At 74.4% G+C, this 25,144-nt stretch carries 20 protein-coding genes and 1 pseudogene; 8 read left to right on the top strand and 13 right to left on the bottom strand.

From position 1 onward, the window contains the following. Positions 1-14: 14 nt before the first annotated feature. Positions 15-197, bottom strand: coding sequence for a CsbD family protein (locus ACTMS9_RS23360; protein ID WP_441148883.1), 183 nt, complete (start codon positions 195-197; stop codon positions 15-17). A 518-nt stretch (positions 198-715) separates the two neighbouring features. Here ACTMS9_RS23360 and ACTMS9_RS23365 point away from each other — a divergent pair. After that, on the top strand, positions 716-1,282 hold the full coding sequence (locus tag ACTMS9_RS23365; protein WP_441148884.1) for a histidine phosphatase family protein: 567 nt from the start codon (positions 716-718) through the stop codon (positions 1,280-1,282). A 9-nt stretch (positions 1,283-1,291) separates the two neighbouring features. Here ACTMS9_RS23365 and ACTMS9_RS23370 read toward each other — a convergent pair whose 3' ends face one another. The 5 genes from ACTMS9_RS23370 to ACTMS9_RS23390 are packed head-to-tail and all read right to left on the bottom strand — an operon-like array spanning position 1,292 to position 5,839. Continuing rightward, positions 1,292-1,783, bottom strand: a complete 492-nt coding sequence (locus ACTMS9_RS23370; protein ID WP_280838668.1) for an Lrp/AsnC family transcriptional regulator — start codon at positions 1,781-1,783, stop codon at positions 1,292-1,294. Positions 1,784-1,836: 53 nt separating this feature from the next. Continuing rightward, positions 1,837-2,058 (bottom strand): DUF433 domain-containing protein, encoded by a 222-nt coding sequence (locus ACTMS9_RS23375; protein ID WP_154936964.1) that lies wholly within the window; start codon positions 2,056-2,058, stop codon positions 1,837-1,839. Positions 2,059-2,067: 9 nt separating this feature from the next. Then, a complete protein-coding gene (locus tag ACTMS9_RS23380; protein ID WP_441148885.1) occupies positions 2,068-3,210 on the bottom strand; it encodes an acyl-CoA dehydrogenase family protein in 1,143 nt (380 codons plus the stop codon). After that, positions 3,207-4,322: a M24 family metallopeptidase gene (locus ACTMS9_RS23385; protein ID WP_441166023.1), complete on the bottom strand. Its 1,116-nt coding sequence runs from the start codon at positions 4,320-4,322 to the stop codon at positions 3,207-3,209. The genes ACTMS9_RS23380 and ACTMS9_RS23385 overlap by 4 nt, the downstream gene beginning before the upstream one ends. Before the next feature lie 56 nt (positions 4,323-4,378). Continuing rightward, positions 4,379-5,839 carry a hypothetical protein gene (locus ACTMS9_RS23390; RefSeq protein ID WP_441166024.1) on the bottom strand — a complete coding sequence of 487 codons (1,461 nt, stop codon included), beginning with the start codon at positions 5,837-5,839 and terminating at the stop codon, positions 4,379-4,381. A 214-nt stretch (positions 5,840-6,053) separates the two neighbouring features. Between ACTMS9_RS23390 and ACTMS9_RS23395 the strand changes: the two are divergent. Continuing rightward, positions 6,054-7,019, top strand: a pseudogene (locus ACTMS9_RS23395) (aldo/keto reductase). 45 nt (positions 7,020-7,064) lie between these two features. Here ACTMS9_RS23395 and ACTMS9_RS23400 read toward each other — a convergent pair. The 3 genes from ACTMS9_RS23400 to ACTMS9_RS23410 form a co-directional block, all read right to left on the bottom strand. Beyond that, positions 7,065-8,033, bottom strand: a complete 969-nt coding sequence (locus ACTMS9_RS23400; RefSeq protein WP_441148889.1) for a metallophosphoesterase — start codon at positions 8,031-8,033, stop codon at positions 7,065-7,067. Positions 8,034-8,226: 193 nt separating this feature from the next. Further along, complete coding sequence (locus ACTMS9_RS23405) at positions 8,227-12,675, bottom strand: HAMP domain-containing protein (RefSeq protein ID WP_441166066.1); 4,449 nt, start codon at positions 12,673-12,675, stop codon at positions 8,227-8,229. 230 nt (positions 12,676-12,905) lie between these two features. Continuing rightward, complete coding sequence (locus ACTMS9_RS23410; RefSeq protein ID WP_441148890.1) at positions 12,906-13,799, bottom strand: winged helix-turn-helix transcriptional regulator; 894 nt, start codon at positions 13,797-13,799, stop codon at positions 12,906-12,908. Between the two features lie 85 nt (positions 13,800-13,884). Here ACTMS9_RS23410 and ACTMS9_RS23415 point away from each other — a divergent pair, with 85 nt between their 5' ends. Beyond that, positions 13,885-15,147: an MFS transporter gene (locus ACTMS9_RS23415; protein WP_441148891.1), complete on the top strand. Its 1,263-nt coding sequence runs from the start codon at positions 13,885-13,887 to the stop codon at positions 15,145-15,147. Between the two features lie 7 nt (positions 15,148-15,154). Here the strand turns inward: ACTMS9_RS23415 and ACTMS9_RS23420 are convergent, their stop codons facing one another. Beyond that, complete coding sequence (locus ACTMS9_RS23420) at positions 15,155-16,228, bottom strand: DUF4037 domain-containing protein (RefSeq protein WP_441166025.1); 1,074 nt, start codon at positions 16,226-16,228, stop codon at positions 15,155-15,157. Positions 16,229-16,335: 107 nt separating this feature from the next. Between ACTMS9_RS23420 and ACTMS9_RS23425 the strand changes: the two genes are divergently transcribed. Next, complete coding sequence (locus tag ACTMS9_RS23425) at positions 16,336-16,551, top strand: hypothetical protein (RefSeq protein ID WP_441148893.1); 216 nt, start codon at positions 16,336-16,338, stop codon at positions 16,549-16,551. A 98-nt stretch (positions 16,552-16,649) separates the two neighbouring features. Then, a complete protein-coding gene (locus tag ACTMS9_RS23430; protein WP_441148894.1) occupies positions 16,650-17,570 on the top strand; it encodes a 5'-3' exonuclease in 921 nt (306 codons plus the stop codon). A 57-nt stretch (positions 17,571-17,627) separates the two neighbouring features. Here the strand turns inward: ACTMS9_RS23430 and ACTMS9_RS23435 are convergent, their stop codons facing one another. Then, a complete protein-coding gene (locus ACTMS9_RS23435; protein WP_441148895.1) occupies positions 17,628-20,429 on the bottom strand; it encodes a DEAD/DEAH box helicase in 2,802 nt (933 codons plus the stop codon). Between the two features lie 164 nt (positions 20,430-20,593). On the opposite strand from ACTMS9_RS23435, the gene ACTMS9_RS23440 reads away from it, so the two are divergent. The 3 genes from ACTMS9_RS23440 to ACTMS9_RS23450 all read left to right on the top strand — a co-directional run bounded on the left by ACTMS9_RS23440 (position 20,594) and on the right by ACTMS9_RS23450 (position 23,143). Further along, complete coding sequence (locus tag ACTMS9_RS23440; protein ID WP_441148987.1) at positions 20,594-21,280, top strand: HAD family hydrolase; 687 nt, start codon at positions 20,594-20,596, stop codon at positions 21,278-21,280. 84 nt (positions 21,281-21,364) lie between these two features. Next, the gene (locus ACTMS9_RS23445; protein ID WP_441148896.1) at positions 21,365-22,066 is read left to right on the top strand and encodes a TetR/AcrR family transcriptional regulator; all 702 of its coding nucleotides are present in this window, start codon (positions 21,365-21,367) and stop codon (positions 22,064-22,066) included. Between the two features lie 81 nt (positions 22,067-22,147). After that, entirely contained in the window at positions 22,148-23,143 is a 996-nt protein-coding gene (locus tag ACTMS9_RS23450; RefSeq protein ID WP_441166026.1) for an EamA family transporter, read from the top strand. Here the strand turns inward: ACTMS9_RS23450 and ACTMS9_RS23455 are convergent. Together ACTMS9_RS23455 and ACTMS9_RS23460 are read right to left on the bottom strand one after the other, a co-directional pair. Continuing rightward, positions 23,106-24,032: a diacylglycerol kinase family protein gene (locus tag ACTMS9_RS23455; protein WP_441148898.1), complete on the bottom strand. Its 927-nt coding sequence runs from the start codon at positions 24,030-24,032 to the stop codon at positions 23,106-23,108. The two genes, ACTMS9_RS23450 and ACTMS9_RS23455, sit on opposite strands and share 38 nt — an antisense overlap. Positions 24,033-24,091: 59 nt before the next feature. Beyond that, positions 24,092-25,135, bottom strand: a complete 1,044-nt coding sequence (locus tag ACTMS9_RS23460; RefSeq protein ID WP_441166027.1) for a zinc-dependent alcohol dehydrogenase family protein — start codon at positions 25,133-25,135, stop codon at positions 24,092-24,094. Positions 25,136-25,144 lie beyond the last annotated feature (9 nt).

A 25,144-nucleotide genomic window follows, 5' to 3' on the forward strand; every position in this document is an offset into this window, starting at 1 on the left:
GGCACTCGTCTGGATCAGCGGAACGCGTCCCGCGCCCGGCGACCTGCGTCCTCGACACCCTGCCTGGCCCGGGCGGTGCTCTGCTCGGTGGCGCCCTCGCCCCGCATCCGCTCGTTGTCGGTGACGTCGCCGATCCGCTCCTTTGCGACGCCGGTGAGCTGCTGGGCCTTGTTCTTCGCCTTCTCCGTGAAGCTCATGTCGCCTCCTGCTGCTCCGGCGGTGTGCGAGGCGCTCCGCCCCGCCTCCCCCGGTGCGTCCCCGGTCACCATGGCCCGAAACGGTGCCCGCGCTGTTGCGGTCTTCCTCCGGCGTGACTTGGCTCGCGCCGCGTAGTCCGTCCTAGGATGCTGGTCTGTGAGTCATACCGGGAAGCGCCATCCCTGGCCTGCGACGTGAAGGGCGCGATGAACGTGGCGTGCACGGCATGCCGGGTCAGCCCGGCCAGGGAAGGAACACCGGGAACGGCGGTCCCCCCAGGAGAACGGGGGCGAGCCGCGCAGCGTCGGCCAGGAGGCGGCACCGTGCCGTACTGGTTCGGCCGCCTCCTGCCCTACCGACTCGACCGCCGGCAGCGGCCCGACGACAAGGCATGGGCGCCAGAGCCGGCGTCAGGGCGGCCCCGGGGCAGTCACGTCACACCCGCTGCGCCGTCCTAGGACAATAGGTGGTTCGTCACTGTCCGGCCGACGGCGTCCGGTACTGGTTGACTGGAGGCATGAGCGAGATCCTCCTGGTCCGGCACGGCGAGACCACCTGGAGCGCCAGCCGCCAACACACTTCGTACACCGATCTGGCACTGACTCCCGACGGCGAGCGGCAGGCCCGCGCCCTCGGCGCGGTGCTGGTCGGCCGGCGGTTCGCCCGGGTGCTGTCCAGTCCCCGCCAGCGCGCCCGGGCCACCGCGCAGCTGGCCGGCCTCACCGTGGACGAGGTGGACGACGACCTGACCGAGTGGAACTACGGCGAGTACGAGGGCCGGACCACGGTGGACATCCACAAGGACGATCCGCGGTGGAACATCTGGACCGACGGCTGTCCCGGCGGCGAGACGCCCGAACAGATCGGCGAGCGGGTCGACCGGTTGCTCGACCGGGTCACTCCCCTGCTCGACCAGGGCAGCGTCGCCCTCGTCGGGCACGCGCACAACCTGCGCGTCGTGGGCGCGCGCTGGATCGGGCTGCCCCCGTCCGGCGGCGGAAAGCTCCGGCTGGACACCGCCACGGTCAGCGTGCTCGGACACGAGCACGGGCGCCGCGTCATCCTCCGCTGGAACGGCGGCTGACCAGCCCGCTCAGCCGGCCTCGCCGTTGGCGCGGGGCCGCACCCGGGTCCGCGGATCGAGGTCGATCTTCGGCGGCCGCCCCTCGTACGGGGTCGAGAGCACCACCGTGGTGCGGGTGGTGACGTTGGCCGCGGTGCGGATCTCCTGGAGCACCCGCTCCAGGTCGGCCGGGCCGGCCACCCGCACCAGCAGCAGGTAGAAGTCCTCCCCCGCCACCGAGTAGCAGGAGTCGATCTCGGGCAGGTGGGCCAGCCGCTCCGGCGCGTCGTCCGGCTGCGACGGGTCGAACGGGCGGATCGCCACGAAGGCGGTCAGCGGCAGGTCCAGCGCCTCGAACGAGACCCGGGCGACGTAGCCGTTGATCACCCCGCGCTGCTCCAGCCGGCGGACCCGCTGGTGCACCGCGGAGACCGACAGCCCCACCTTCTCCGCCAGATCCGTGTACGACAGCCGACCGTCAACGGTCAGCGCGGCGACGATGGCGCGGTCGATCTCCTCCACGGCGTGCAACCTACCGGGTGGAAGCCCGGGGTGCGACGACCGGCCGGCCGCGGTCACGCTGGGCGGGCCGTCCGGTCGCGCACCGCATCGGCCGCGTAGTTCAGCACCTCGGCCATGTCCTCCTCGTCGAGGAAGGGCAGGTCGGTGAGGATGTCGGTGACGGACATCCCCTCCGCCATCATCGCCAGCAGGGTGGCCACCGGGATCCGGGACTGCCGCACGCAGGGCGCGCCGCCCATCACCTCGGGGTCGACGGTGATCCGGGGGAAGGTCACCGGCACAGGTTAGCCCTTCGCCAGCGCCCGGGAGATCACCAGCCGCTGGATCTGGTTGGTGCCCTCGACGATCTGGAGCACCTTCGCCTCCCGCATGTACCGCTCCACCGGGTGGTCGGCGACGTATCCGGCGCCGCCGAGCACCTGCACCGCGTCGGTGGTCACCCGCATCGCCACGTCGGTGGCGAAGAGCTTCGCCTTCGCCGCCTCGATCGAGTACGGCCGGCCGGCGTCGCGCAGCCGGGCCGCGGCGAGCGTCAGGGCCCGGGCGGCGGAGATCTGCGTGGCCAGGTCGGCGAGGTTGAAGCCGAGCCCCTGGAAGTCGATGATCGCCTGGCCGAACTGCCGCCGTTCCTTCGCGTACCCGACCGCGTAGTCGAGGGCGGCCTGGGCCAGCCCGACCGCACAGGCGGCGATGCCGAGCCGGCCGGAGTCCAGGGCCGACATGGCGATGGTGAAGCCCATGCCCTCGCCGCCGATCAGCCGGTCGGCGGGCACCCGGGCGTCGTCGAAGGCGATCTGCGCGACCGGGGAGGCGTGCAGGCCCATGGTCCGTTCGGCGGCCTGCGGGTGCAGGCCCGCGGTGTTCCGGTCGGCCAACAGGCAGGAGATGCCCTTCGGGCCGGAGCCGCCGGTGCGGCAGAAGATGTTGTAGAAGTCCGCGACCCGGGCGTGCGTGATCCACGCCTTGGTGCCGGAGACGACGTACGAGTCACGGTCGCGGACGGCCTTCGTGGTCATCGCCGCCGCGTCCGAGCCACCCTGCGGCTCGGAGAGGCAGTACGCCCCGAGCAGCTCCCCGCCGATCATGTCGGGCAGCAGCTTGCGCTGGGCGTCGTTGCCGAACTGGGCCACCGGGTAACAGGACAGGGTGTGCACGCTGACCGCCTCGGCCACGGCGAGCCAGCGGCTGGCCAGGATCTCCAGCACCTGGAGATAGACCTCGTACGGCTGAGCGGCGCCGCCGTACTCCTCGGCGTAGGGCAGGCCGAGCAGGCCGGCCCGGCCCAGGGTGCGCAGCACCTCCCGGGGGAACTCGGCGCGCTCCTCGAACCCGGCGGCCCGGGGGGCCAGCTCGCGGTCGGCGAGTTCGGTGGCGAGGTCGAGCAGGTCGTGGGCCTCGTCGGTGGGGAGGATCCGGTCGACAGTCATAGCGCGATGAGCTCCGTGGGGGTGGTGTTGAGCCGGTGTACGCCGTCCGTCGTGCAGACGACGATGTCCTCGATGCGGGCGCCGTGTCGGCCCGCGAGGTAGATGCCGGGTTCGATGGAGAACGCCATGCCGGGCTCCAACGGCCGGGAGTTGCCGGCGACGACGTACGGCTCCTCGTGCCCGTCCAGGCCGATGCCGTGGCCGGTGCGGTGCAGGAAGGCGTCGCCGTACCCGGCGGCGGTGATCGGCTCGCGGGCGGCCGCGTCGACCGCCTCGGCGGTCACGCCGGGCCGGACCGCGGCCACGGCGGCGCGCTGCGCCGCGTGCAGCACCTGGTAGTAGTCGGTGAACTCGGCCGGGGCGCGCCCGCCGGCGAGGTAGGTGCGGGTGGAGTCGGAGCAGTAACCCGAGGGCATGGTGCCGCCGATGTCGACGACGACCGGTTCGCCGGCCTGGATCGGGCGGTCCGAGGTGCCGTGGTGCGGGCTGGCGCCGTTCGGGCCGGCGGCGACGATGACGAAGTCCACGGTCGCGTGGCCGGCGGCGCGGACCGCCGCGGCGATGTCGGTGGCGACCTCGGTCTCGGTCCGCCCCGGCCGCAGCCACTCACCCATCCGGGCGTGCACCGCGTCGATCGCGGCGCCCGCCTCCGCCAGGGCGGCGACCTCGGCGGGCGACTTGCGCACCCGCAACTCGCTCAGCACCTCGCCGGCCAGCCGCTGGGTCGCCCCGGGCAGCGCGGCGCGCAGCGCGAGGACCTGCTCGGCCCACATCCGGTCGGCCAGCCCGACCGCCGCGACCGGTCCGCCGAGGGCGGCGGTGACCAGCGGGTACGGGTCGGTGCCGTCGGCGTGGTCGACGATGCGCACGCCGGTGGCCGGCGCCGGGGACGCCTCGGCGGCCGGACGTTCCAGGGTGGGGACGATCAGGGTCGGCTCGCCCTCGGCCGGCAGCACCAGGCAGGTCAGCCGCTCCCCCGCGTGCGCGTCGTAGCCGGTCAGGTAGCGCAGGTCGGAACCGGGCGTGAGCAGCAGCGCGTCCAGGCCGGCGGCGGCGGTGGCGCGGCGCGCGGCGGCCAGCCGGTCGGCGGGGTACAGCTCCTCGGTTCCCACCCGGCCAGCTTAACGCTCGTTTGGGCGGCAACCTACTCCGGCTCGCGCGCCCCCGGTCAGGCCCGGGCGCCGCCGAGGCCGAGCAGGACGGCCAGCCCCAGCGCGCTGCGCGGCGCGTACGGCACCCGCCAGAGCCCGCCGTGTGCCGCGCCGTACGCCTCGTCCTGCCAGGGGTGGGCCAGCGCCGGACCGCCGCCGGTGCGCAGGTCGTGCACCAGGAGCGCGGCCATCAGGGTGTTGCTGGTCGCCGGCTCGAACACCTCGATGCCGAACCGGTGGGCGCCGGCGTACGCGGCGGCGAGCGCCCGGTTGCGCAGCACCGAACGGGTGCGGGTGGGCGGGGCGACGGTGAACGACACCGTCGAGCCGGCGTCCCGCGCCACCGTGGCCCGCCACCGCTGGAGCCGCTTCGCGAGGGCGTAGTTCGGGCCCTGCTGCGGGACCAGGCTGTCGTTGATGCCGGGATCGGCGCCCGGCGGATAGTTGCGGTGCAGCAGCCGCCCCCCGGAGACGACGCGCAGCGATCGGCGCGCCCAGCCGCGGGCCGCGTAGCCCCGCTCGGCGTGCCGCACCGCCTCGGCCGGGACGGCGAAGACGTCGGTGGGGGTGGCGAGGAAGGCGAGTGCGACGTCGTCGCGGTGCTGCTGGAGGTGGCCGGTTAGCGCATCGACCGCCATGGCGACACGCACGTTGGTGGCCCCGTCGGCGTACACGTAGTTGCCGAGCACCAGCCGGCCGTCGATGCCGCGCAGCCAGTCGGCGACCTGCGGCAGGCGGTGCAGCAGGTCGGCGCCGGCCCGGGCGGCCAGCGCCTGGTCGTCGGCGGCGTCGCCGGGGCGTACCGGCAGCCGGAGGCGACCGCCGTGCCGACGGGCGGTCTGCAGCACCCGCCGCCAGAGCTCCGGTCGCGGCAGGTCGACCGCCACCACGTCGCCGCCCCAGCGGAGCAGGGACGGCAGCGGGCCCATCTCGGCGCCCGCGCCGAGCACGACGACCCGCTGGTCGCGCAGGTCGAGCCAGTCCGGGTTGGCGAGGACCGCGCCGACCGCCTCGGCGCAGGACGGCTCGATGACCCCGGCGGTGACCCAGGCGTCGAGTCGGCGGCGCAGCTCGTCGCCGCGCAGCCGCTGGCCCCGGTAGGGCAGCGACAGGTCCCGCTCGACCGGCCCACCGCCGGTGACCGTCGCCGTCTCCAGGGGCTCGTCGGCGGCTGTCGTGAAGGCCTCGTCGAGCCCGGTCTCCCGGCCGTCGGCACCGATCACGGTCATCCGGGCGTGCAGCGAGGCGAGCCCGTCCCGGGCGATGCTCAGGGCCGCCTCGCGGGAGAGCAGCCCCGCCTCGACCAGCCGGCGGAAGTGCCCCAGGTAGCCGTGCCGCCAGTTGGTCTCGTGCTCCGCCGAGCGCCCACCGACCGGATCGACAGCGCGCAGCGCGTCGGCGACGACAGCCCGCCCGAGCGCGCTCGTGCTGCGCCCCTCGCCGGTACGGGGGAACACCACCCCGGTCGGTCCCGCCACGGCCGCTGCCCCTTCCGTCGGTGGCGCCGGACCGTCCCGACGCGGATGCCACTCTGCCTCATGCCGGCATGACCTGCAGCGCGGGCTCGGGGGCCGCGGGCGGACGGCGCGACGCGGTGCGAGGATCGCCGGAGTCGACGACCGGAAGGACACCATGCGATACCGCACCCTCGGCTCCACCGGAACGGTGGTGTCGAACCTCTGCCTGGGCACCATGACCTTCGGCGCGGAGACCGACGAGGCGGGCAGCTTCGCCCAACTGGACCGGTTCGTCGAGGCCGGCGGCACCTTCATCGACACCGCCGACGTCTACTCCGCCGGGGGCCTCGGAGGAGATGGTCGGGCGCTGGCTGCGCGATCGGCCGGGAATGCGGGACCGGGTGGTGATCGCCACCAAGGGGCGGTTCCCGACGGGAGCCGGGCCGAACGACGCCGGCCTGTCCCGGGTGCACCTCACCCGCGCCCTGGACGCCAGCCTGCGGCGACTCGGCGTGGAGGCGGTCGACCTCTACCAGGCGCACGCCTGGGATCCGCTGACGCCGCTGCCGGAGACGCTGCGGTTCTTCGACGACGCTGTGCGCGCGGGGAAGATCCGCTACGCCGGGGTCAGCAACTTCACCGGCTGGCAACTGCAGAAGGCCGCCCTGCTGACCCAGCACCTCCAGCTGGCCCCAATCGTCACCCTGCAGCCGCAGTACAACCTGCTGGTCCGGGAGATCGAGTTCGAACTGGTGCCGGTCTGCGAAACGAGGGCATCGGCATCCTCCCGTGGTCCCCGCTGGGCGGGGGCTGGCTGACCGGCAAGTACCGGCGGGACACCGCGCCGACCGGCGCCACCCGCCTGGGCGAGGACCCGGAGCGGGGGGTCGAGGCGTACGCGGGGCGCAACGCCCAGGAGCGGACCTGGCGGGTGATCGACGCGGTGCGGAAGGTCGCCGGGCAGCGCGGGGTCTCCATGTCGGCGGTGGCGCTGGCCTGGCTGGCCGACCGGCCCGCGGTCACCTCGGTGATCCTCGGTGCCCGGACCACCGACCAGCTCGACGACAACCTCACCGCCGCCGACCTGAGCCTGGACGAGGAGCAGACCCGGTTGCTGGACGAGGCGAGCGCCCCGGCGGTGGCCGACTACCCGTACGGCGGGCCGGGCGTCCGGCAGCGCGCCCGCGACCTGCCGGCGTGACCCGCCGGGCGGGGCGCTCCCTGACGCGCCCCGCCCGGTCGCGGGTCAGCCCGTGACGGTCTCCGACTGCCAGGAGAACACCGCCGCCGCCCGCGGGTCGGCGGTGACCCGCAGCCAGTTCGAGGCGGTGTCGCCGTACGTCTCGAGCCGGGTCAGGTTGGCCACGCCGGCGTAGGCCGGCTCGACCTCGTAGACGTGCTCGTCGCCGTGCACGAGCAGCACCGGCCTGCCGTACGCCGCGGCCCGCTCGGCGATGCGGGCCCGGATGTCGGCGTAGCCCGGCGTGGCCAGCGGCTCGGCCTGCATCATCAGCAGCACGCCGGGCGCGGCGGTCAGCCGGGCCGCGGCGAACGTGGCGTCGATCCAGTCCAGTGCGGCGGCCTTGCGGGCCTCGAACTCGGCCAGCCGCAGGTCGGGGCGGTCGCCGCCGGGCAGCTGCGACCACGGCGCGAGGTCGTTCTCGCTGCCCACCACGTGGACGGTGGCGAAGACGATCCGGCTGCGGACGAAGAGCACGTTCTCCCGGTAGTCGCGGTGGCGGGGGTCGGCGGCCTGCGACAGCACCGGCGTCGGCCGGCCGCCGATGGTGCTGCCGGCCTGCGGGTAGAAGACCCGGCGGACCGCGTCGAGGCGTTCGGTCGGCAGGTAGCCGCCGGCGGCCGTGCGGTGGCAGTCGGTCCACTCGTTGTCGCCGGGTGTCAGCACGAACGGGTCGGCGAAGGTGTCGTAGAGCCGGCGCAGGTCGGCGAAGCGGGCGTCGTCGCAGGTCGACGAGCCGCTCTTCACGTCACCGGCGTGCAGCACGAAGCTCACCCGCGGGTCGGCGTTGACGTCGTCGACCAGGGCGGGGAACTGGGCCCGTTGGGCGTCGGAGTACGGCGTGTCGCCGAGCAGGGCGAAGGTGACCGGGTTGGCGGCGGCGCCGTGGTCGGGCGCGGCGGTGGCCGATGCGGCCGGCAGCGCGGCGACGATCGTGGAGACGAGGGCAAGGGCCGGAAGGCGGGTCCATCGCATCGGATGATTCCCGCAGGTCGTCCTCACCAGAGGGTGGCCGTCCGCTGACACCCCCGCGACGATCCGCCGACGATCCGCCGACCGGCGGCGTTCCCCGCCGTGCCGACCCGTTCGCCGGCGGGCGGAGGCGGCCGCGCCGGCCCCGCCGCAGGTACGCCACCGGCAGCCGGGCTGGCGCACCTGCGGCCCGGACTCAGTTGCTCAGCCAGCGGTGGATGCAGTGCAGCAGGTCGTCGGCGTCGACCGGCTTGGTGACGTAGTCGCTGGCGCCCGAGGAGATGCTCTTCTCCCGGTCGCCGTGCATCGCCTTGGCGGTGACGGCGATGATCGGCAGCTCGGCGTAGCGGGGCATGGCCCGAATCGCCGCCGTGGCGGCGTATCCGTCCATCTCCGGCATCATCACGTCCATCAGCACCAGGTCGATGTCGTCGTGGCGCATCAGCGTCTCGACGCCCGTGCGGCCGTTCTCGGCGTAGACGACGTCGATGCCGTGCAGTTCCAGGATGTTGGTCAGCGCGAAGACGTTGCGGGCGTCGTCGTCGACGACCAGGACCTTGCGCCCGGTCAGCGCCGCGGCGAACGCGTCCCCGGCCGGCGCGGCGTCGGCGGTGGCGGGCGTGAGCGGCACGACCCGCTCGGGGCTCTCCGCCGACAGGTGCAGGGCGATGCGCTCGCGCAGGTCGTCCAGGCTGCGCAGCACCTCCAGCGGCCGGTCCTTGGCGATGGCCTGGAGCAGCGTCTCCTGGCCGGCGGTCAACGGCTGCCCGTGGTAGGCCAGCACCGGCAGGCGGTGCAGGTCCGGGTGGTCGTCGAGCGCCTTGAGCAGGGCCGTCCCGCCCTCGACGGACATGTCGAGGTGCAGCACCAGCAGGTGGTGCCGGTGCGCGGTGAGCGCCTCGATCGCCGAGGCCGTGTCCACCGCCGTGGACACGTCGACCGCGTGCTCTGCCGGCCCCGCCGCGACGCCCTGGGCCAGCATGGTGAGCAGGCCCTTGTCGTGTCCCTCGAGCACCAGCAGGCGCCGCTGCTCGGTACGCCGGTAGGTGTCCGGCTCCGCCGTCCCGACCAGGTGACCGCTGAGCGGGCCGGCGGAGTCGGCGCCGTACGGTCCGACGACGGTGGCGGGCAGGTAGAGGGTGAAGGTGCTGCCCTGACCCAGGACGCTCTGCGCGGTGATCCGACCGCCCAGCAGGTGGGCGATCTCGCGGCTGATGGAGAGCCCGAGGCCGGTGCCCCCGTACCGGCGGCTGGTGGTGCCGTCGGCCTGTTGGAAGGCGTCGAAGATGGCGGTCAGGTGCTGCTCGGCGATGCCGATGCCGGTGTCGATCACGCGGAACGCGATGACGGTCTCCGCCGGCTCGACGCCGCCGGGCAGCTCGTCCGGCCGGGCCCGCTCGATGCGCAGCTGCACCCTGCCCTGCTCGGTGAACTTGACCGCGTTGGAGACCAGGTTGCGCAGCACCTGACGCAGCCGCTGCTCGTCGGTGTGCAGGGTGGTGGGCACGTCCGGGCCGGTGACGATGTCCAGCTCCAGCCCACGCGGCGTGGTCAGCGGGCGGAAGGTGGCGTCGACGTAGTCGCGCAGGACCGACAGGTCGAAGGTCTCCGGGTTGATGTCCATCTTGCCGGCCTCGACCTTCGACAGGTCGAGGATGTCGTTGATGAGCTGCAACAGGTCGGTGCCGGCGGAGTGGATGACCGTCGCGTACTCGACCTGCTTGCTGGTCAGGTTGCGGTTGGGGTTCTGCGCGAGCAGTTGGGCCAGGATGAGCAGCGAGTTCAGCGGGGTGCGCAGCTCGTGGCTCATGTTGGCCAGAAACTCGGACTTGTACTTCGAGGCGAGCGCGAGCTGCTGGGCGCGCGCCTCCAGCTCCTGGCGGGCCTGCTCGATCTCGGAGTTCTTCGTCTCGATGTCGTGGTTCTGCCGGGCCAGCAGCGCCGCCTTGTCCTCCAGCTCGGCGTTGGAGCGCTGCAGCTCCTCGGAGCGGGCCTGCAGTTCCTCCGACCGGGTCCGCAGCTCGGCCGCGAGGCGCTGGGACTCGGTGAGCAGGATGTCGGTACGGGCGTTGGCGACGATGGTGTTGACGTTCACCCCGATGGTCTCGGTGAGCTGGTCGAGGAAGTCGCGCTGGATGTCGGTGAACCGGCTCATGCTGGCCAGCTCGATGACGCCGAGCACCTGGTCCTCGAAGAGCACCGGCAACACCACGAGGTGCAGCGGGGCGGCGGCCCCCAGGCTGGACGAGACGGTCACGTAGTCGGCCGGCACCGCGTCGACCACGATGGCCCGCTTGCTCACCGCCGCCTGGCCGACGAGGGAGTCGCCGAGGGCGTAGCGGCGCCGGGTGGCGTCGTGCCCGTAGCCGCCGACGACCCGCAGCGCCTTGCCCTCGGCGAGATCGTCGACCAGCAGGAACGTGCCGAGCTGCGCGGAGACCAGGGGTGCCAGCTCGTTCATCACCAGACCGGCGACCACCTCGAGGTCGCGGTGGCCCTGCATGAGCCCGGAGATGCGGGCCAGGTTGGTCTTGAGCCAGTCCTGTTCCTGGTTGGTGCGGGTGGTCTCGCGCAGCGACTCCACCATCGAGTTGATGTTGTCCTTCAGCTCGCCGACCTCGCCCGGGGCGTCCACCGTGATGGACCGGGTCAGGTCGCCGGTGGCGACGGCGCTGGTCACCTCGGCGATCGCCCGCACCTGGCGGGTCAGGTTGCCGGCCAGCTCGTTGACGTTCTCGGTGAGCCGCTTCCAGGTGCCGGAGACGCCCTCGACCTCGGCCTGACCGCCGAGGCGGCCCTCGCTGCCCACCTCCCGGGCCACCCGGGTGACCTCGGCGGCGAAGCTGGAGAGCTGGTCGACCATCGTGTTGATGGTGGTCTTCAGTTCCAGGATCTCGCCGCGGGCGTCGACGTCGATCTTCTTGGTCAGGTCGCCCTGCGCCACCGCCGTGGTGACCTGGGCGATGTTGCGGACCTGGCCGGTGAGGTTGTTCGCCATCGAGTTGACGTTGTCGGTGAGGTCCTTCCAGGTGCCCGCGACGTTGGGCACCCGGGCCTGACCGCCGAGGCGTCCCTCGGTGCCCACCTCGCGCGCCACCCGGGTCACCTCGTCGGCGAAGGCGCTCAGCGTGCCGACCATCGTGTTGATGGTCTGGGCCAGGACCGCGACCTCACCCTTGGCCTCGACGGTGATCTGCCGGCTCAGGTCGCCTTGGGCGACGGCGGTGGCGACCAGCGCGATCGAGCGCACCTGGTTGGTGAGGTTGTTGGCCATCTCGTTGACGTTGTCGGTCAGGTCCTTCCAGGTGCCGCCCACGTTGGAGACCCGGGCCTGACCGCCGAGGCGCCCCTCGGTGCCGACCTCCCGCGCCACCCGGGTCACCTCGTCGGCGAACGCGGAGAGCTGGTCGACCATCGTGTTGATGGTCTCCTTCAGCGCCAGGATCTCCCCCCGCGCGTCGACCCGGATCTTCTGCGTCAGGTCGCCCTTGGCGACCGCGGTGGTGACCTCCGCGATGCTGCGTACCTGCGCGGTGAGGTTGTCGGCCATGACGTTGACCGACTCGGTGAGGTCCTTCCAGGTGCCGGAGACGCCCTTCACGTCGGCCTGGCCGCCGAGGCGGCCCTCGGTGCCCACCTCGCGGGCGACCCGGGTGACCTCGTCGGCGAACGACGACAACTGATCCACCATCGTGTTGATGGTGCTCTTGAGCTCCAGGATCTCGCCGTGCGCGGTGACGGTGATCTTCTGCGACAGGTCGCCCCGGGCCACCGCCGTGGCCACCTGGGCGATGCTGCGCACCTGGTCGGTGAGGTTGCCGGCCATCGAGTTGACCGAGTCGGTGAGGTCGCGCCAGGTGCCGGCGACGCCGCTGACCTGGGCCTGGCCGCCGAGGCGCCCGTCGGTGCCGACCTCCCGGGCGACCCGGGTGACCTCGTCGGCGAACGACGACAACTGATCCACCATCGTGTTGATGGTGCTCTTGAGCTCCAGGATCTCGCCGCGGGCGTCGACGGTGATCTTCTGCGACAGGTCGCCGCGGGCCACGGCGGTGGTGACCTGGGCGATGTTGCGGACCTGGCTGGTCAGATTGCCGGCCATGAAGTTCACCGAGTCGGTGAGGTCGCGCCAGGTGCCGGCGACGCCGGGCACCTCGGCCTGGCCGCCGAGGCGGCCCTCGCTGCCCACCTCCCGGGCGACCCGGGTGACCTCGTCGGCGAACGACGACAACTGGTCCACCATCGTGTTGATGGTGATCTTCAGCTCCAGGATCTCGCCGCGCACGTCGACCGTGATCTTCTGCGACAGGTCGCCCCGGGCAACCGCGGTGGCGACCTCGGCGATGTCGCGGACCTGGTCGGTGAGGTTGCCGGCCATCGCGTTGACGGAGTCGGTGAGGTCCTTCCAGGTGCCGGAGACGCCGGGCACCTCGGCCTGGCCGCCGAGCTGGCCCTCGGTGCCGACCTCCCGGGCCACCCGGGTCACCTCGGAGGTGAACAGCGACAACTGGTCCACCATGCCGTTGAAGACGGTGGCGATCTCGCCGAGCAGCCCGTCGGCGTCCTCGGGCAGTCGGGTGCCGAAGTCGCCGTCCCGCACCGCCGTCAGGCCCGCCAGCAGCTGCCGCAGGCCCGGATCGGCCATCGGCCCGCCGGCGCTGCCCGCCGTCTCGCGTCGCCGCGGCACCGTCTGTTCGACCACCACTCGCCCCCATCGCCGAGCCGCCGGGAACGGCTGGAGCCGTCCCGGCGACAACATCAACCGCGCAAGTATGCCGATGGGGCGAGCGGCCCGCATGGGAGAGCGAACCGGGGTGAGCTGCGCCGGGGTGGCGGGGACGGAGGTGGGCGGGTGACGCTCGGGCGTAACCCGGATCAGCGCGTCGCCGGGCGCCCGCACGACTGACGGACCAGCTCCACCATCTCCGCCACCGAGCCGGCCGGGTCGGTCACCGGGAACTGCACCGCGCGGACCACGGCGTCGGGGTCGACCAGCAGGGTGAGGCGCTTGAACCGGTCCACCCCGCCGGCCCGGAACGTCGGCAGCAGCAGCCCCGCCGCGAGCCGCCCGTCCTGGTCGGACAGGAGCGGGTACGGCAGCCGGGCGTGCTCGGCGAAGGCCCGCAACTGGTCGGGGCGCTGTGTGCTCACGCCCCGCACCTCGGCGCCGGCGGCCCGGATGAGCTCGTGCCGGTCGGCGTACGTGCGGGCCTCCAGCGTGCACCCGACGGCGCCGGGGATGTCCCCCCAGCCCGGCGGAAGTCCCTGGTCGCCGGGGGCGAACGCGCCGGGGAAGAGGTAGAGCACCGTCCAGCGGCCCGGCACGGCCGGCGACTCGTCGCCGCCGTCGTGCCGGGGCAGCGTGACCGCCGGCAGCCGGCGGCCGACGAGCTGGCGTACCCGGCGGGCCTCGGCGGAGTCGGCGCGCGCGGTCGCGGTGAGGGCCCCGTCGCCCAGCACGTGCCGGCTGCCCCAGTCCTGCAGGGCGACCAGCACCGGCAGCAGTGCCTCCCCCTTCGGTGTGAGCAGGTAGTCGTAGCGGAGCGGGTGGTGCGAGTACGCCTCCCGGCGCAGCACCCCGTGCTCGACCAGCGCGGCGAGTCGTTCGGTCAGCGCCCGGCGGCTGACCCCCAGCTCGCGCTGGAGCGCGTCGAAGCGGGTGGTGCCGCCGGCGACGTCGCGCACGATCAGGAAGGTCCACCAGTCGCCCAGCACGCCGAGCGCCTGGGCGATGCCGCAGTCGGCGTCGGCGAGGTCCACCCGCCTCATCCACCCACCCCCTCGCTCGGTCCGCCGTCGACTATAGTCCGTTCCAGATTGGAACTCACTGGCTCGGGGACGGGGGTTGACGGTCATGACCGTCGAGCAGGGAGCCGGGGTGTTCTGGCGCTGGTGGGCCGCCGGCACGACCAGCCTGGTCGGGTCGGCGGTCGGCGGGGTGGCGCTGCCGCTGACCGCGCTGACCGTGCTGGACGCGACCGCCTTCGAGATGGGCCTGGTCGCCGCCGCCGGCTACGTGGCCTGGCTGGTGATCGGGCTGCCCGCCGGGGTCATCGTGCAGCGGTTGCCGCTGCGTGGCGCGCAGGTCGGCGCCGACCTGGCCCGCGCCGTAGCGGTGGCGTCCATCCCGCTGGCCTGGTGGTGGGGGTGGCTGACCGTCGCCCAACTGGTCGTGGTGGCGCTGGTGGTCAGCTTCGCCAACGTGCTCTTCGACGTCGCCAACTCCACCTTCCTGCCGGCCATCGTCGGCCGCGAGCAGCTGCACTCCCGCAACAGCCTGACCTCGGCCACCCACGCCGCCACCCAGCTCAGCGGTCCCGCGCTGGGCGGGCTCGCGGTGCAGGCCCTCGGCGCGGTGCCGACGGTGCTGGTCGACGCGGCCAGTTACCTCGTCTCCGCGGCGCTGCTGCGCTCGCTGCCGGCCCGCCGCACCGACGCCCCCGACCGGTGGCCCCCGATCCGCCAGATGATCGGCGAGGGCTGGCGGTACGTGACCCGCCACCCGGTCATGGGCCCGACCATGTGGACCGCCACCGCGGTGAACTTCGTCTGCGGGGCGCAGCTCGCGGTCTACCCGCTCTACCTCGTCCGCGAACTGCACGCCCCGGCCGTGCTGGTCGGCGTGCTGCTCGCCGTGGAGGGCGTCGGGTCGCTGGTGGGTGCCGCGCTGACCCCGTGGATCACCGGCCGGTGGGGCACCGCCCGGTCGGTCCTGGTCGCCTGCCTGGTCTCCGTCGCCGGCGCGTTCGTCGTCCCGGTCGGGGTGGGCTGGGCGGCGTACCTGGCGTTCGCCGTCGGCAACGTGGTCTTCGCCGGCAGCGTGGTGGTGCTCAGCGTGACCACCCGCACCTACCGGCAGACGGCCAGCCCGCCCGAGCTGCTCTCCCGGGTGATGGCCACCGTCCGCTTCGTCTCCTGGGGCGCGATCCCCATCGGCGGGCTGGTCGCCGGCGCCCTCGCCGGTGTCGTCGGCGCGCGGGGCACCCTGTTCGTCTTCGCCGCCGCCGCGGTGTGCGCGCCGCTGGCCCTGCTCCTGTCGCCCGTGCGTCGGCTGCGGGACTTCACCGACCTGCGGGTGGACGGCGTCGATCGCCGGGAGGTCCTCGGCGCCCGGTGACGGGGGGTCAGCGCGGCGGCAGGGCCGCCGCGAGCCGGCGGACCCGCTCCGGGTGGGTGAGCACGTCCACGTTGTCGACGTACTGGTCGACGGCGCCGATCGGCGGACGCCCGCGCAGCGCCGGGTCACCGATCGCGGCGCGCAACGCGGCGGCGAACCGGCCGGCGTCCAGCACCAGGAACGGCCGGCCGTGGAAGGGCCGCACCCGGGGGTCGACCGGCGCGGCGAGGCCCGTGCCGTTCGTCCAGTCCGCGAGGGTCTCCAGGGCCCGGCCGAGCCCGGCCTCCCGCGCCGTCCAGCCGCCCGACCCTAGGGCGTCGGTCAACGCGGCCACCACCGGCGGCGCCTGCGGCAGCCGGGCGAAGACGGTGCCGAGCCACTTGTCGTACGGGGGCCAGCGGCGGTGCAGCAGCAGCCCGAGGCGCATCAGGTCGCGGGCCAACCCGGCGGTGACCACCCGGCTGCCCAGCTCGTCGCCGACCTCGGCGCACCGCCCGGCCAGGTGCTCGCACTGGCCGATCCGGGTCCAGGCGGCGCTCAGAATGTAGCGCCACACGTCGTCCGGGTACCAGGCCAGCCGGTCCCGGGCAGCGCGCAGCGCCCCGCCGAGCCCGTCATGGAAGACCGCCCCGCCGGTCAGCTCGGCCAGTCGCTGGGTCGGCAGCGACAGCCAGTCCTCCTTGGTGACCCCGGCGGCCGGGTCGAGACCGAGCCGGCCGCGTAGCCAGCCGCCGAGTTCGTCCACGCCGACCCCGTGTCGGTCACCGGCCGCGTCCACCACCCCGAGGCGGGTGCCGGGGCCACCGGCGAACCGGGTTGGCCAGCCCAGGAACTGCGCCGGCAGGCCGACGTCCAGAGCGGCGCGGACCGGCGCGACGTCTGCGGCGTCGGCGACGAAGAGCTGGGCCCGCGGACCCCAGTCGTGGTCGGTGGAGCGGGGCGTGTCCAGCCCGAGCAGTTCCGAGCCGCCGTCGAGCAGGCCGGCGGCATAGGCCAACCCGGGACAGCGCCGCGCCAGCAGCGGCGCGAGGACTTCGTCGTGGAATCTGCGGCAGAGCGTCAGGCCGGGTACGAACGCCATGCCGGCAGTCTGCCGGTGCGGGCGCGGGCCGCCACCGGAATACCAGCCCGCCTGCCGGTCACCGCCGATAACCTGGACCGGAGGTGACCGACGGGAAGGTGGGGACGGTGACGCAGGAGCGCGCAGCGGGACGGCGTCGCCGGATGTTCGCGGCCGCCATCCTCGCCGTGCTCGGGCTGGCGCTGCTGGCGCTCGGCCTCACCGTCGCCGACGGCGTCCTCGCCGGCGTCGAGGTGGTGCTGGCGATCGTGCTGCTGCTGGCCAGCTACGCCCTGCAGTACGTGGCCCGTCGCAAGACGCTCTACCGCCACGACGAGCGGTGAGCCGCGGCGGGACGGCGCGGGCCCGGACCGGAGCCGACCAGGCCGGCGCGGCACGCCACGTTCCCATCCCGTCGTAGGGCTGTGACAGGCTGTCGGGCGTGGCACAGCGACCCCCGATCCTGCTGATCGACGCGCCGAGTCTCTACTTCCGGGCCTACTTCGGCATTCCCGAGTCGGTCGCGAAGACCGAGGACGGCCAGCCGGTCAACGCCGTCCGCGGCTTCCTCGACATGCTCGCCCAACTGGTGCGCACCCGCCGCCCCGACCGGATGGTCTGCGCGCTGGACCACGACTGGCGGCCGGCCTGGCGGGTGGAGCTGCTGCCGTCGTACAAGGCGCACCGGGTGGCGCCCCAGGGCGGCGAGGTGGTGCCGGACACCCTCTCCCCGCAGGTGCCGATGATCCTGGATGTGCTGGAGGCGATCGGCATCACCGCGGTCGGCGCGACCGGCTACGAGGCCGACGACGTGCTGGGCACGCTGTCGGTGACCCAGGACGCGCCGGTGGAGGTGGTCTCCGGCGACCGCGACCTGTTCCAGCTCGTCGACGACGGGCGCGGGGTGCGGCTGCTCTACATCGGGCGGGGCGTGGCCAAGCTGGAGGACTGCGACGACGCGGCGGTCCGCGGCCGCTACGGGGTGCCCGCCGACCGGTACGCCGACTTCGCCGCGCTGCGCGGCGACCCGAGCGACGGGCTGCCCGGCGTGCCCGGGGTGGGTGAGAAGACGGCCGCCCGGCTGATCGACCGGTACGGCAGTCTCGCCGGCATCCTCGCCGCGCTGGACGAGCCCGGTTCCGGCTTCGCGCCGGGGCTGCGCACCAAGCTGGACGCGGCCCGGGGCTACCTGGCCGTCGCGCCGAAGGTGGTGGAGGTGGCGCGGGACGTACCGCTGCCGGCGCTGCCCACCGCGTTGCCGACGGCGCCCGCGCAGCCGGAGCGGCTGCTGGAGCTGGCGCAGCGGTGGAACCTGGCCGGCTCCTGCCGGCGACTGGTCGACGCCCTCGCCGACCGGCCCTGACCACCGGCCCGGGCGGCCGGCGGGGCGGGCCGGGACGGGCAACGACCGCCGCGGGTCTCAGGTGGAGAAGTGGTACGCCAGCACGCCCCGGTTGACCGCGGCGATCGCCTGCCGCGCGGTGGACCGCAGGTCGGCCGAGGCGCCACCGGAGTCGGCGAGCTGACCGAGCAGGTCGACGACCTGCCGGGACCAGCGCACGAAGTCGCCGGCTGGCATCTCCCCGTCGATCTCGTGCCCACTGGCCAGCACCTTGGCCAGGGCCTCACCCCGGGCCCAGCGGTAGATCGGCCAGGCGAAGCCGAGGTCCGGCTCGCGGGTGACGGTGAGACCTCGGCCGGCCTCGTCGGCCTCGATCTCCCCCCACAGCTTGAGCGTCTCGTCGACCGCGTCGGCGACCGGACCGCGGGGCAGTCCGGCCCGCTCGTCGACGTCGCGGCGGGCCTCGAAGACCACCACCGAGACGGCGGCGGCCAGCTCGGCCGGGGAGAGCCCGTCCCAGACGCCCCGGCGCAGGCACTCGGCGACCAGCAGGTCGGCCTCGGTCCAGATCCGGCCGAGCATCCGGCCGGCGTCGGTGACCCCGCCGTCGGCGGAGAGGTAGCCCCGGGCGGTGAGCAGCGCGACGATCCGGTCGAACGTCCGGGCCAGCGAGCCGGTCCGGCCGGCCACCCGCTGGCGCAGCTCCTCGGTGTCCTTCTCCAGCCGGCGGCTCCGCTCCGCCCAGCGGGCGTGCTCCTCCCGGTCCGGGCAGCCGTGGCAGGGATGGTTACGCAGCTCGGTGCGGAGCTGGCTGAGCCGGTGGTCCTCGCCGGCGGCCTGCCGGGACCGGCCGCCGCGGCGACCGCCGTGCCGGTCCAGGCCGGTGCCGCTGACCTCGGCGGCGAGGTCACGCCGGGCGGCCGGGGAGCGGTGGTTGAAGTGCTTGGGCACCCGGATGCGGGCGAGCACCTCCGCCGGGGTGGTGAAGTCGCCGGGGCTGACCCGGCCGGCCCAGCGGTCCTGGGTGAGCACCAGCGGGCGCGGCTCGCCGAAGCCGCCGGTGGCCGGGTCGAGGACGACGGCGAGCCCGGCCCGCCGGCCCGCCGGCACCCGGATCACGTCGCCGACCCGCAGCCGCTCCAGGGAGGCGACCGCCGCCGCCTTGCGCTGGGTCTGCCCCTGCCGGGCGATGGCCCGCTCGCGGTCGGCGATCGCCACCCGCAGCGCGAAGTACTCGTCGAAGTCACCGTGGTGGCAGGCGGCCTCCACGCCGTACGCCTCGATGGTCTCGGTGTTGCGCTGCACCTGCCGGGCCAGGCCGACCACCGACCGGTCCGCCTGGAACTGCGCGAACGACGACTCCAGCAGCGCCCGGGCGGGCTCCGCGCCCACCGTGCCGACCAGGTTGACCGCCATGTTGTACGACGGCCGGAAGCTGGAGCGCAGCGGATAGGTCCGGGTGGAGGCGAGCCCGGCGACGTGCCGCGGGTCGGTCTCCGGGGACCACACCACGACGGCGTGCCCCTCGACGTCGATGCCGCGCCGGCCGGCCCGGCCGGTGAGCTGCGTGTACTCCCCCGGCGTCAGGTCGACGTGCGCCTCGCCGTTGAACTTGACCAGCCGTTCCAGCACCACGCAGCGGGCCGGCATGTTGATGCCCAGCGCGAGGGTCTCGGTGGCGAAGACCGCCTTGACCAGGCCGCGGACGAACAGCTCCTCGACGACCTCCTTGAACACCGGCAGCATGCCGGCGTGGTGCGCGGCCAGGCCGCGCTCCAGCCCGTCGAGCCACTCCCAGTAGCCCAGCACCGTCAGGTCCTCGCCGGGGATGGCGGTGACCCGGGACTCGACCACCCGGCGGATCTCGGCGCGCTCCTCGGGCGAGGTGAGGCGCAGCCCGGCGGCGAGGCACTGCTGCACGGCGGCGGCGCAGCCGGCCCGGCTGAAGATGAACAGGATCGCCGGGAGCAGCCCCTCGCGGTCGAGCCGGTCGACGATGTCCGGACGCATCGGACCGCGCCAGCGGGGACCGCGCCGCCCGGCGCCGGGGCCGGCGCTGCGCCCCTCGCCCAGCTCCAGGCGGCGCACCGTGTCGCGGGTGTAGCGCAGCAGCTCCGGGTGCACGTCGTGCTTGCGGGCCGCGTCCGCGTCGTGGAACAGGTCGAACATCCGCTTGCCGACCAGCATGTGCTGCCACAGCGGCACCGGCCGGTGCTCGCTGACCACCACCGCGGTCTCGCCGCGCACGGTGACCAGCCAGTCGGCGAATTCCTCGGCGTTGGAGACGGTGGCCGACAGCGAGACCAGGGTGACCGAGGCGGGCAGGTGGATGATCACCTCTTCCCAGACCCCGCCGCGGAACCGGTCGGCGAGGTAGTGCACCTCGTCCATCACCACGTAGGCCAGGCCTTCCAGGGTGGCCGAGCCGGCGTAGAGCATGTTGCGCAGCACCTCGGTGGTCATCACCACCACGGGGGCGTCGCCGTTGATCGCGTTGTCGCCGGTGAGCAGGCCGACCTGCTCGGCGCCGTACCGGTCGACGAGGTCGTGGTACTTCTGATTGGACAGCGCCTTGATCGGCGTGGTGTAGAAGCACTTGCGCCGGGCGGGCGGCGGCTCGCCGCCGTCGGCCGCCGCCGGCCGCGCGGGCGTCCCCCGCAGGGCCAGGTGTACGGCGAACTCGCCGACCACGGTCTTGCCGGCGCCGGTGGGAGCGCAGACGAGGACGCCGCTTCCCCGTTCCAGGGCCTGGCACGCCTCGCGCTGGAAGTCGTCGAGATCGAACCCCAGATCGAGGGCGAACTCGTCCAGCGCCGGGAACTGAGAGGCCTGCGCGGCCCGGCGGCGCGCCGCGGCGTACCGCTCGGCGGGGCTCGACATGTCCTCAAGATTAGTGCGTACTCCGCACGGCTACCCGCCAAGGCCGTTCGCCGGGGTGATCGGTGGGGGTCGGTAGGGTGCACGACGTGCCGGATCATGCCCAACCGCCCCATGTCCCGAGCGGCGCCGACGACGCCGTCCGCCCGGGTCCGCCCCGCCGCGCCGTGGAGGCGGTCCTGTTCGACTTCCACGGCACCCTGGCCCAGGTGGAGGAGCCCCACGAGTGGGTACTCCAGGCGGCTGCCGCCTGCGGGGTGACGCTGGAGCGGATGCGGGCCACCGCGCTGGCCGACCGGCTGCTCACCGCGGGTCGGGCGGGCGGACCGCTGCCGGCGCGGGTGCCGCCGCGGCTGGCCGAGCTCTGGGCCGACCGGGACCTCTACCCGTACGCGCACCGGGGGGCCTACACCGGGCTGGCCGAGACGGTGGACGCCGGCATCGAGGGCTTCGCCGAGGCGCTCTACGAGCGGCTGCTGGTCCCGGAGGGCTGGGTGCCCTATCCGGGCGTCGAGGCCACCCTGGGCGCTCTGCACAAGGCGGGAGTGAAGGTGGCGGTGGTGAGCAACATCGGCTTCGACATCCGGCCGCTCTTCGCCGCCTGGGGCCTCGACGGGCTGGTCGACGCGTACGCCCTGTCGTACGAGGTGGGGCGCTGCAAGCCGGACCCGGGGATCTTCCTGCGCGCCTGCGGGATGCTGGGCGTGGACCCGGAGCGGACGCTGATGGTGGGCGACACCCCGGCCGACGCCGGCGCGGTCAACGCCGGCTGTGCCGTCCTGGTGCTGCCCTGCGCCGATCCGGGCCGGGAGAACGGCCTCGGTGCCGTGCTCGACCTGGCGCTGCGCGACTGACCTGCGGCGATACATCAGCGCTAACAGGATCTTGATAATCGCGTTAGGACCGGCCGCTAACACCGAGGGGTTATCGTCGCTATCGTGACCGAGACGCCGGCCCGGGACCGGATCGTGCGGGCCGCCGCCGCGCTGCTCGCCGAGGGCGGCCGGGAGGCGGTCTCCACCCGCGCGGTGAGCCGCGCCGCCGGCGTGCAGGCCCCGACCATCTACCGCCAGTTCGGCGACCTGCGCGGCCTGCTCGACGCCGCCGCCAGCTACGGCTTCGCCGCGCACCTGCACGCGCAGGCCGCCCGCGAGCCCGCCGACGACCCGGTGGACGACCTGCGCCGGGGCTGGGACATGCACGTCGGGTTCGGCGTCGCCAACCCGGCATTTCACACCCTGATGTACGGCGACCCGCGCCCCGGCGCGCGCCCCACCGCCGCCCGGGTGGCCGCCGACATCTTCCGCCAGCTCGTCGTGCGGGTGGCCGAGGCGGGGCGGCTGCGCGTCGACGTGGACCGGGCGGCCGAGATGGTCCACGCGGCCAGCTGCGGCGTCACCCTCACCCTGATCCAGGGCGGCGACCCGGGCCTGTCGGTCGCCACCCGCGAGGCGGTCGTCACCGCGATCTGCGCCGACAGCCCCGCCGCCCGCGCCGTCCGCCCACCCGACCGGCCGGTCCGCCACGCCGTCGCCCTGCGCGCGGCGCTGCCGCGGCTGGCCGGCGACCTCACCCCGGCCGAGCGGGCGCTGCTCGCGGAGTGGCTGGACCGACTCGCCGGCGCCGACCGGCAAGCGTGACCCACTCCGCTGGTGTGTGGGCCTGCACGTGGCGGGCCACCGGCTGCGGGCCGGCCCGGTGGGCGCACTAGCGTCGCGGGAATGGACTCCCACGCCCGCCCGTCGACGCCCGCCCGCATCCTGCGCCGCTGGGGAACCGGCCAGGTGGGGGCGGTCGGGCTGGTGCTCGGCGGCGCGCTGTCGGTGCACTTCGGCTCGGCGGTCGCCGCGCTGCTCTTCCCCCGGGCCGGGGTGGCCGGCACGGTCACGCTGCGGCTGGCCATCGGCGCGCTGCTCATGCTGCTGGTGTGCCGTCCCCGGCTGCGGGGCTACAGCCGGGGCGACTGGGCGTCGGTGGTCCTGTTCGGGCTCGCCCTGGCCGGCATGAACTCGGTGTTCTACCAGGCCATCGAGCGGATCCCGCTGGGGCCGGCGGTGACCCTGGAGGTGCTCGGGCCGCTCACCCTGTCGGTGCTGACCGCCCACCGGTGGACCGCGTGGTGCTGGGCCGGTCTGGCGCTGGCCGGGGTGGCGCTGCTCGGCCAGGGCGGGTTCGACCGGCTGAACCCGGTCGGCGCCGGCCTGGCGCTGGGCGCGGGGGCGCTCTGGGCGGCGTACATCGTCTGCTCGGCCCGGGTCGGCGGCCGGTTCCCCCGGGCCGACGGGCTGGCCCTGGCCATGACGGTGGCGGCCCTGCTCACCCTGCCGTTCGGGCTGGCCGACGCCGGGACGCGGCTGTGGCACCCGGCCGTGCTGGCGCTCGGCGCCGGGCTGGCGCTGCTCGCCTCGGTACTGCCCTACACCCTCGAACTGCTGGCGCTGCGCCGGCTGGCCACCTCGACCTTCGCGGTGCTGATGAGCCTCGGCCCGGCGCTCGCCGCGCTCGCCGGCTGGCTGGTCCTCGGGCAGGACCTGCACCTGACGGAGGTGCTGGCCATCGCCCTGGTGGTCGCCGCCAGCATCGGAGCCGTGCGGGCCGGCACGCCGCGCACCGCCGACCGACCGGAGCACCCCGACGCCGCGCCGGCCGGCCCGGTGGACACCGGCACGGACGAACAGCTCAGCGCAGCAACCGCAGCGCCCCCGGTACGGCGGTGATCCGCACCGGCAGGTCGAGGGAGCGTTCCCCGTCGGCGTACGTGGTGATGCCCTCGGCGGCCAGCTCCACCGTGCGGGCCCGGTAGCTGCGCACCAGCGGGTGCGTCACATGGGTGCCCTGGTAGATGCGCGGCTTGACCCGCATCAGGGTGCGCCGGTCGAACCGCCCGCCGACCACCACGTCCAGCAGCCCATCGGTGGGATCGGCGTCCGGGCAGATCCGCATCCCGCCGCCGTAGCTGGCGCCGTTGCCGACCGCCACCAGCACCGCGTCCAGCTCGTGCACCTCGCCGTCCAGGCGCAGCGTGTAGCGGCGCGGGCGCAGCCGGGCCAGCTCGATCAGGATCGCCAGGTCGTAGCGGCGGGGACCGCGCGGCCAGCGCATCCGGTTGGCCCGCTCGTTGACGATCGCGTCGAAGCCCGCCGCGAGCACCGCCCCGTACCAGCGGTCGCCGCCGTCCGCCCCGGTCATCCGGGCCAGGTCGACCGGCCGGGTGCGCCCCTCGCGCAGCGCGGCGGCGATCACCTCGACGGCACCCAGCGGGTCGGCCGGGAAGCCGCTGTCGGCCGCGAAGTCGTTGCCGGTGCCGGCCGGGACCGGGCCGAACGGCACCGCCGTACCGGCGACCGCCTGCACCGCCCGGTGGACCGTGCCGTCGCCACCGACAGCGATCAGCGCGCCCGCGCCGTCGGCGACCGCGGCGTGGCACGCCGCCTCCGCCTCGGCCGGGGTACCCGCGGTCAGGAGCTCGACCGGGCGGCCGGCGGTGGCCAGTTGCTCCAGCAGTGCGGGCAGCAGGCCGCGGTGCCGGCCCCGGCCCGCGGTGGGGTTGGCGAGCACGGCCACGGGGCCGGTCGAGGAGTGATCGTCTGCGGTCACGGCGAGCACCGTACGGTACGGCGGACGCCGCCCACCAGGGGCGGCGTCGTCACCGGCGGTAGTGGCGGTCAGAAGGTGATGCGGACCTTCAGCGCGGTGCGCTCGTCCATCGCCCGGTAGCCGTCGGGCACCCCGTCGAGGGTGACGGTCCGGTCGAAGACCGGCGACGGGTCGATGGTGCCGTCGAGCACGTCGGCGAGCAGCTCCGGGAGGTAGGTGCGGGCCGGGGCGACCCCGCCGCCGAGGGCGACGTTGCGGCCGAACAGCTGGCGGATGTCCACGCCGGCGCTGCCCCCGTGCGGCACCCCGACGTAGCCGACCGCGCCACCGTCGCGGGCGATCGAGATCGCCGTACGCATGGACTCCTCGGTGCCGACGGCCTCCAGCACGGCGTGCGCGCCCTGGCCCTTGGTCAGCTCCCGGACGGCGGCGACCGCCGCGTCGCCGCGCTCGGCGACCACGTCGGTGGCGCCGAACGCCCGGGCGATGTCGGTGCGGGCGGTGTGCCGGCCCAGCGCGATGATCTGCTCGGCACCGAGCCGCCGGGCGGCCAGCACCCCGCAGAGCCCCACCGCGCCGTCGCCGACGACCGCGACGGTGGCGCCGGGGCGGACCCGGGCGGCGAGCGCCGCGTGGTGGCCGGTGGACATCACGTCCGACAGCGCCAGCAGCGCGGTGAGCAGCCGCTCGTCACCGGCGGCCTCGGCGGGGAGCCGCACCAGCGTGCCGTCGGCGTACGGGACGCGGACGGCCTCGCCCTGCCCGCCGTCGGAGCCGGGCTCGCCCCAGAACCCGCCGTGCGGGCAGGAGGTGGGCAGCCCCTCGCGGCAGAAGTCGCAGACCCCGTCGGACCAGACGAACGGGGCCACCACCAGGTCACCGACGCGCACCGAGGTCACCTCGGCACCGGCTGCCTCCACCACGCCCAGGAACTCGTGGCCGATGCGCTGCCCCGGCTGGCGGCTGGCCACCCCCCGGTACGCCCACAGGTCGCTGCCGCAGATGCAGGCGGTGACCACCCGGACGACCGCGTCGGTCCGGTGGCGTACGGCGGCGTCGGGGACCTCCTCGACGCGGATGTCGTTCGGGCCGTGGATCACGGTGGCGCGCATGTGACCGTC

The sequence above is a fragment of the Micromonospora sp. L31 genome, assembly GCF_052068075.1.
Lineage (GTDB): Bacteria > Actinomycetota > Actinomycetes > Mycobacteriales > Micromonosporaceae > Micromonospora > Micromonospora purpureochromogenes.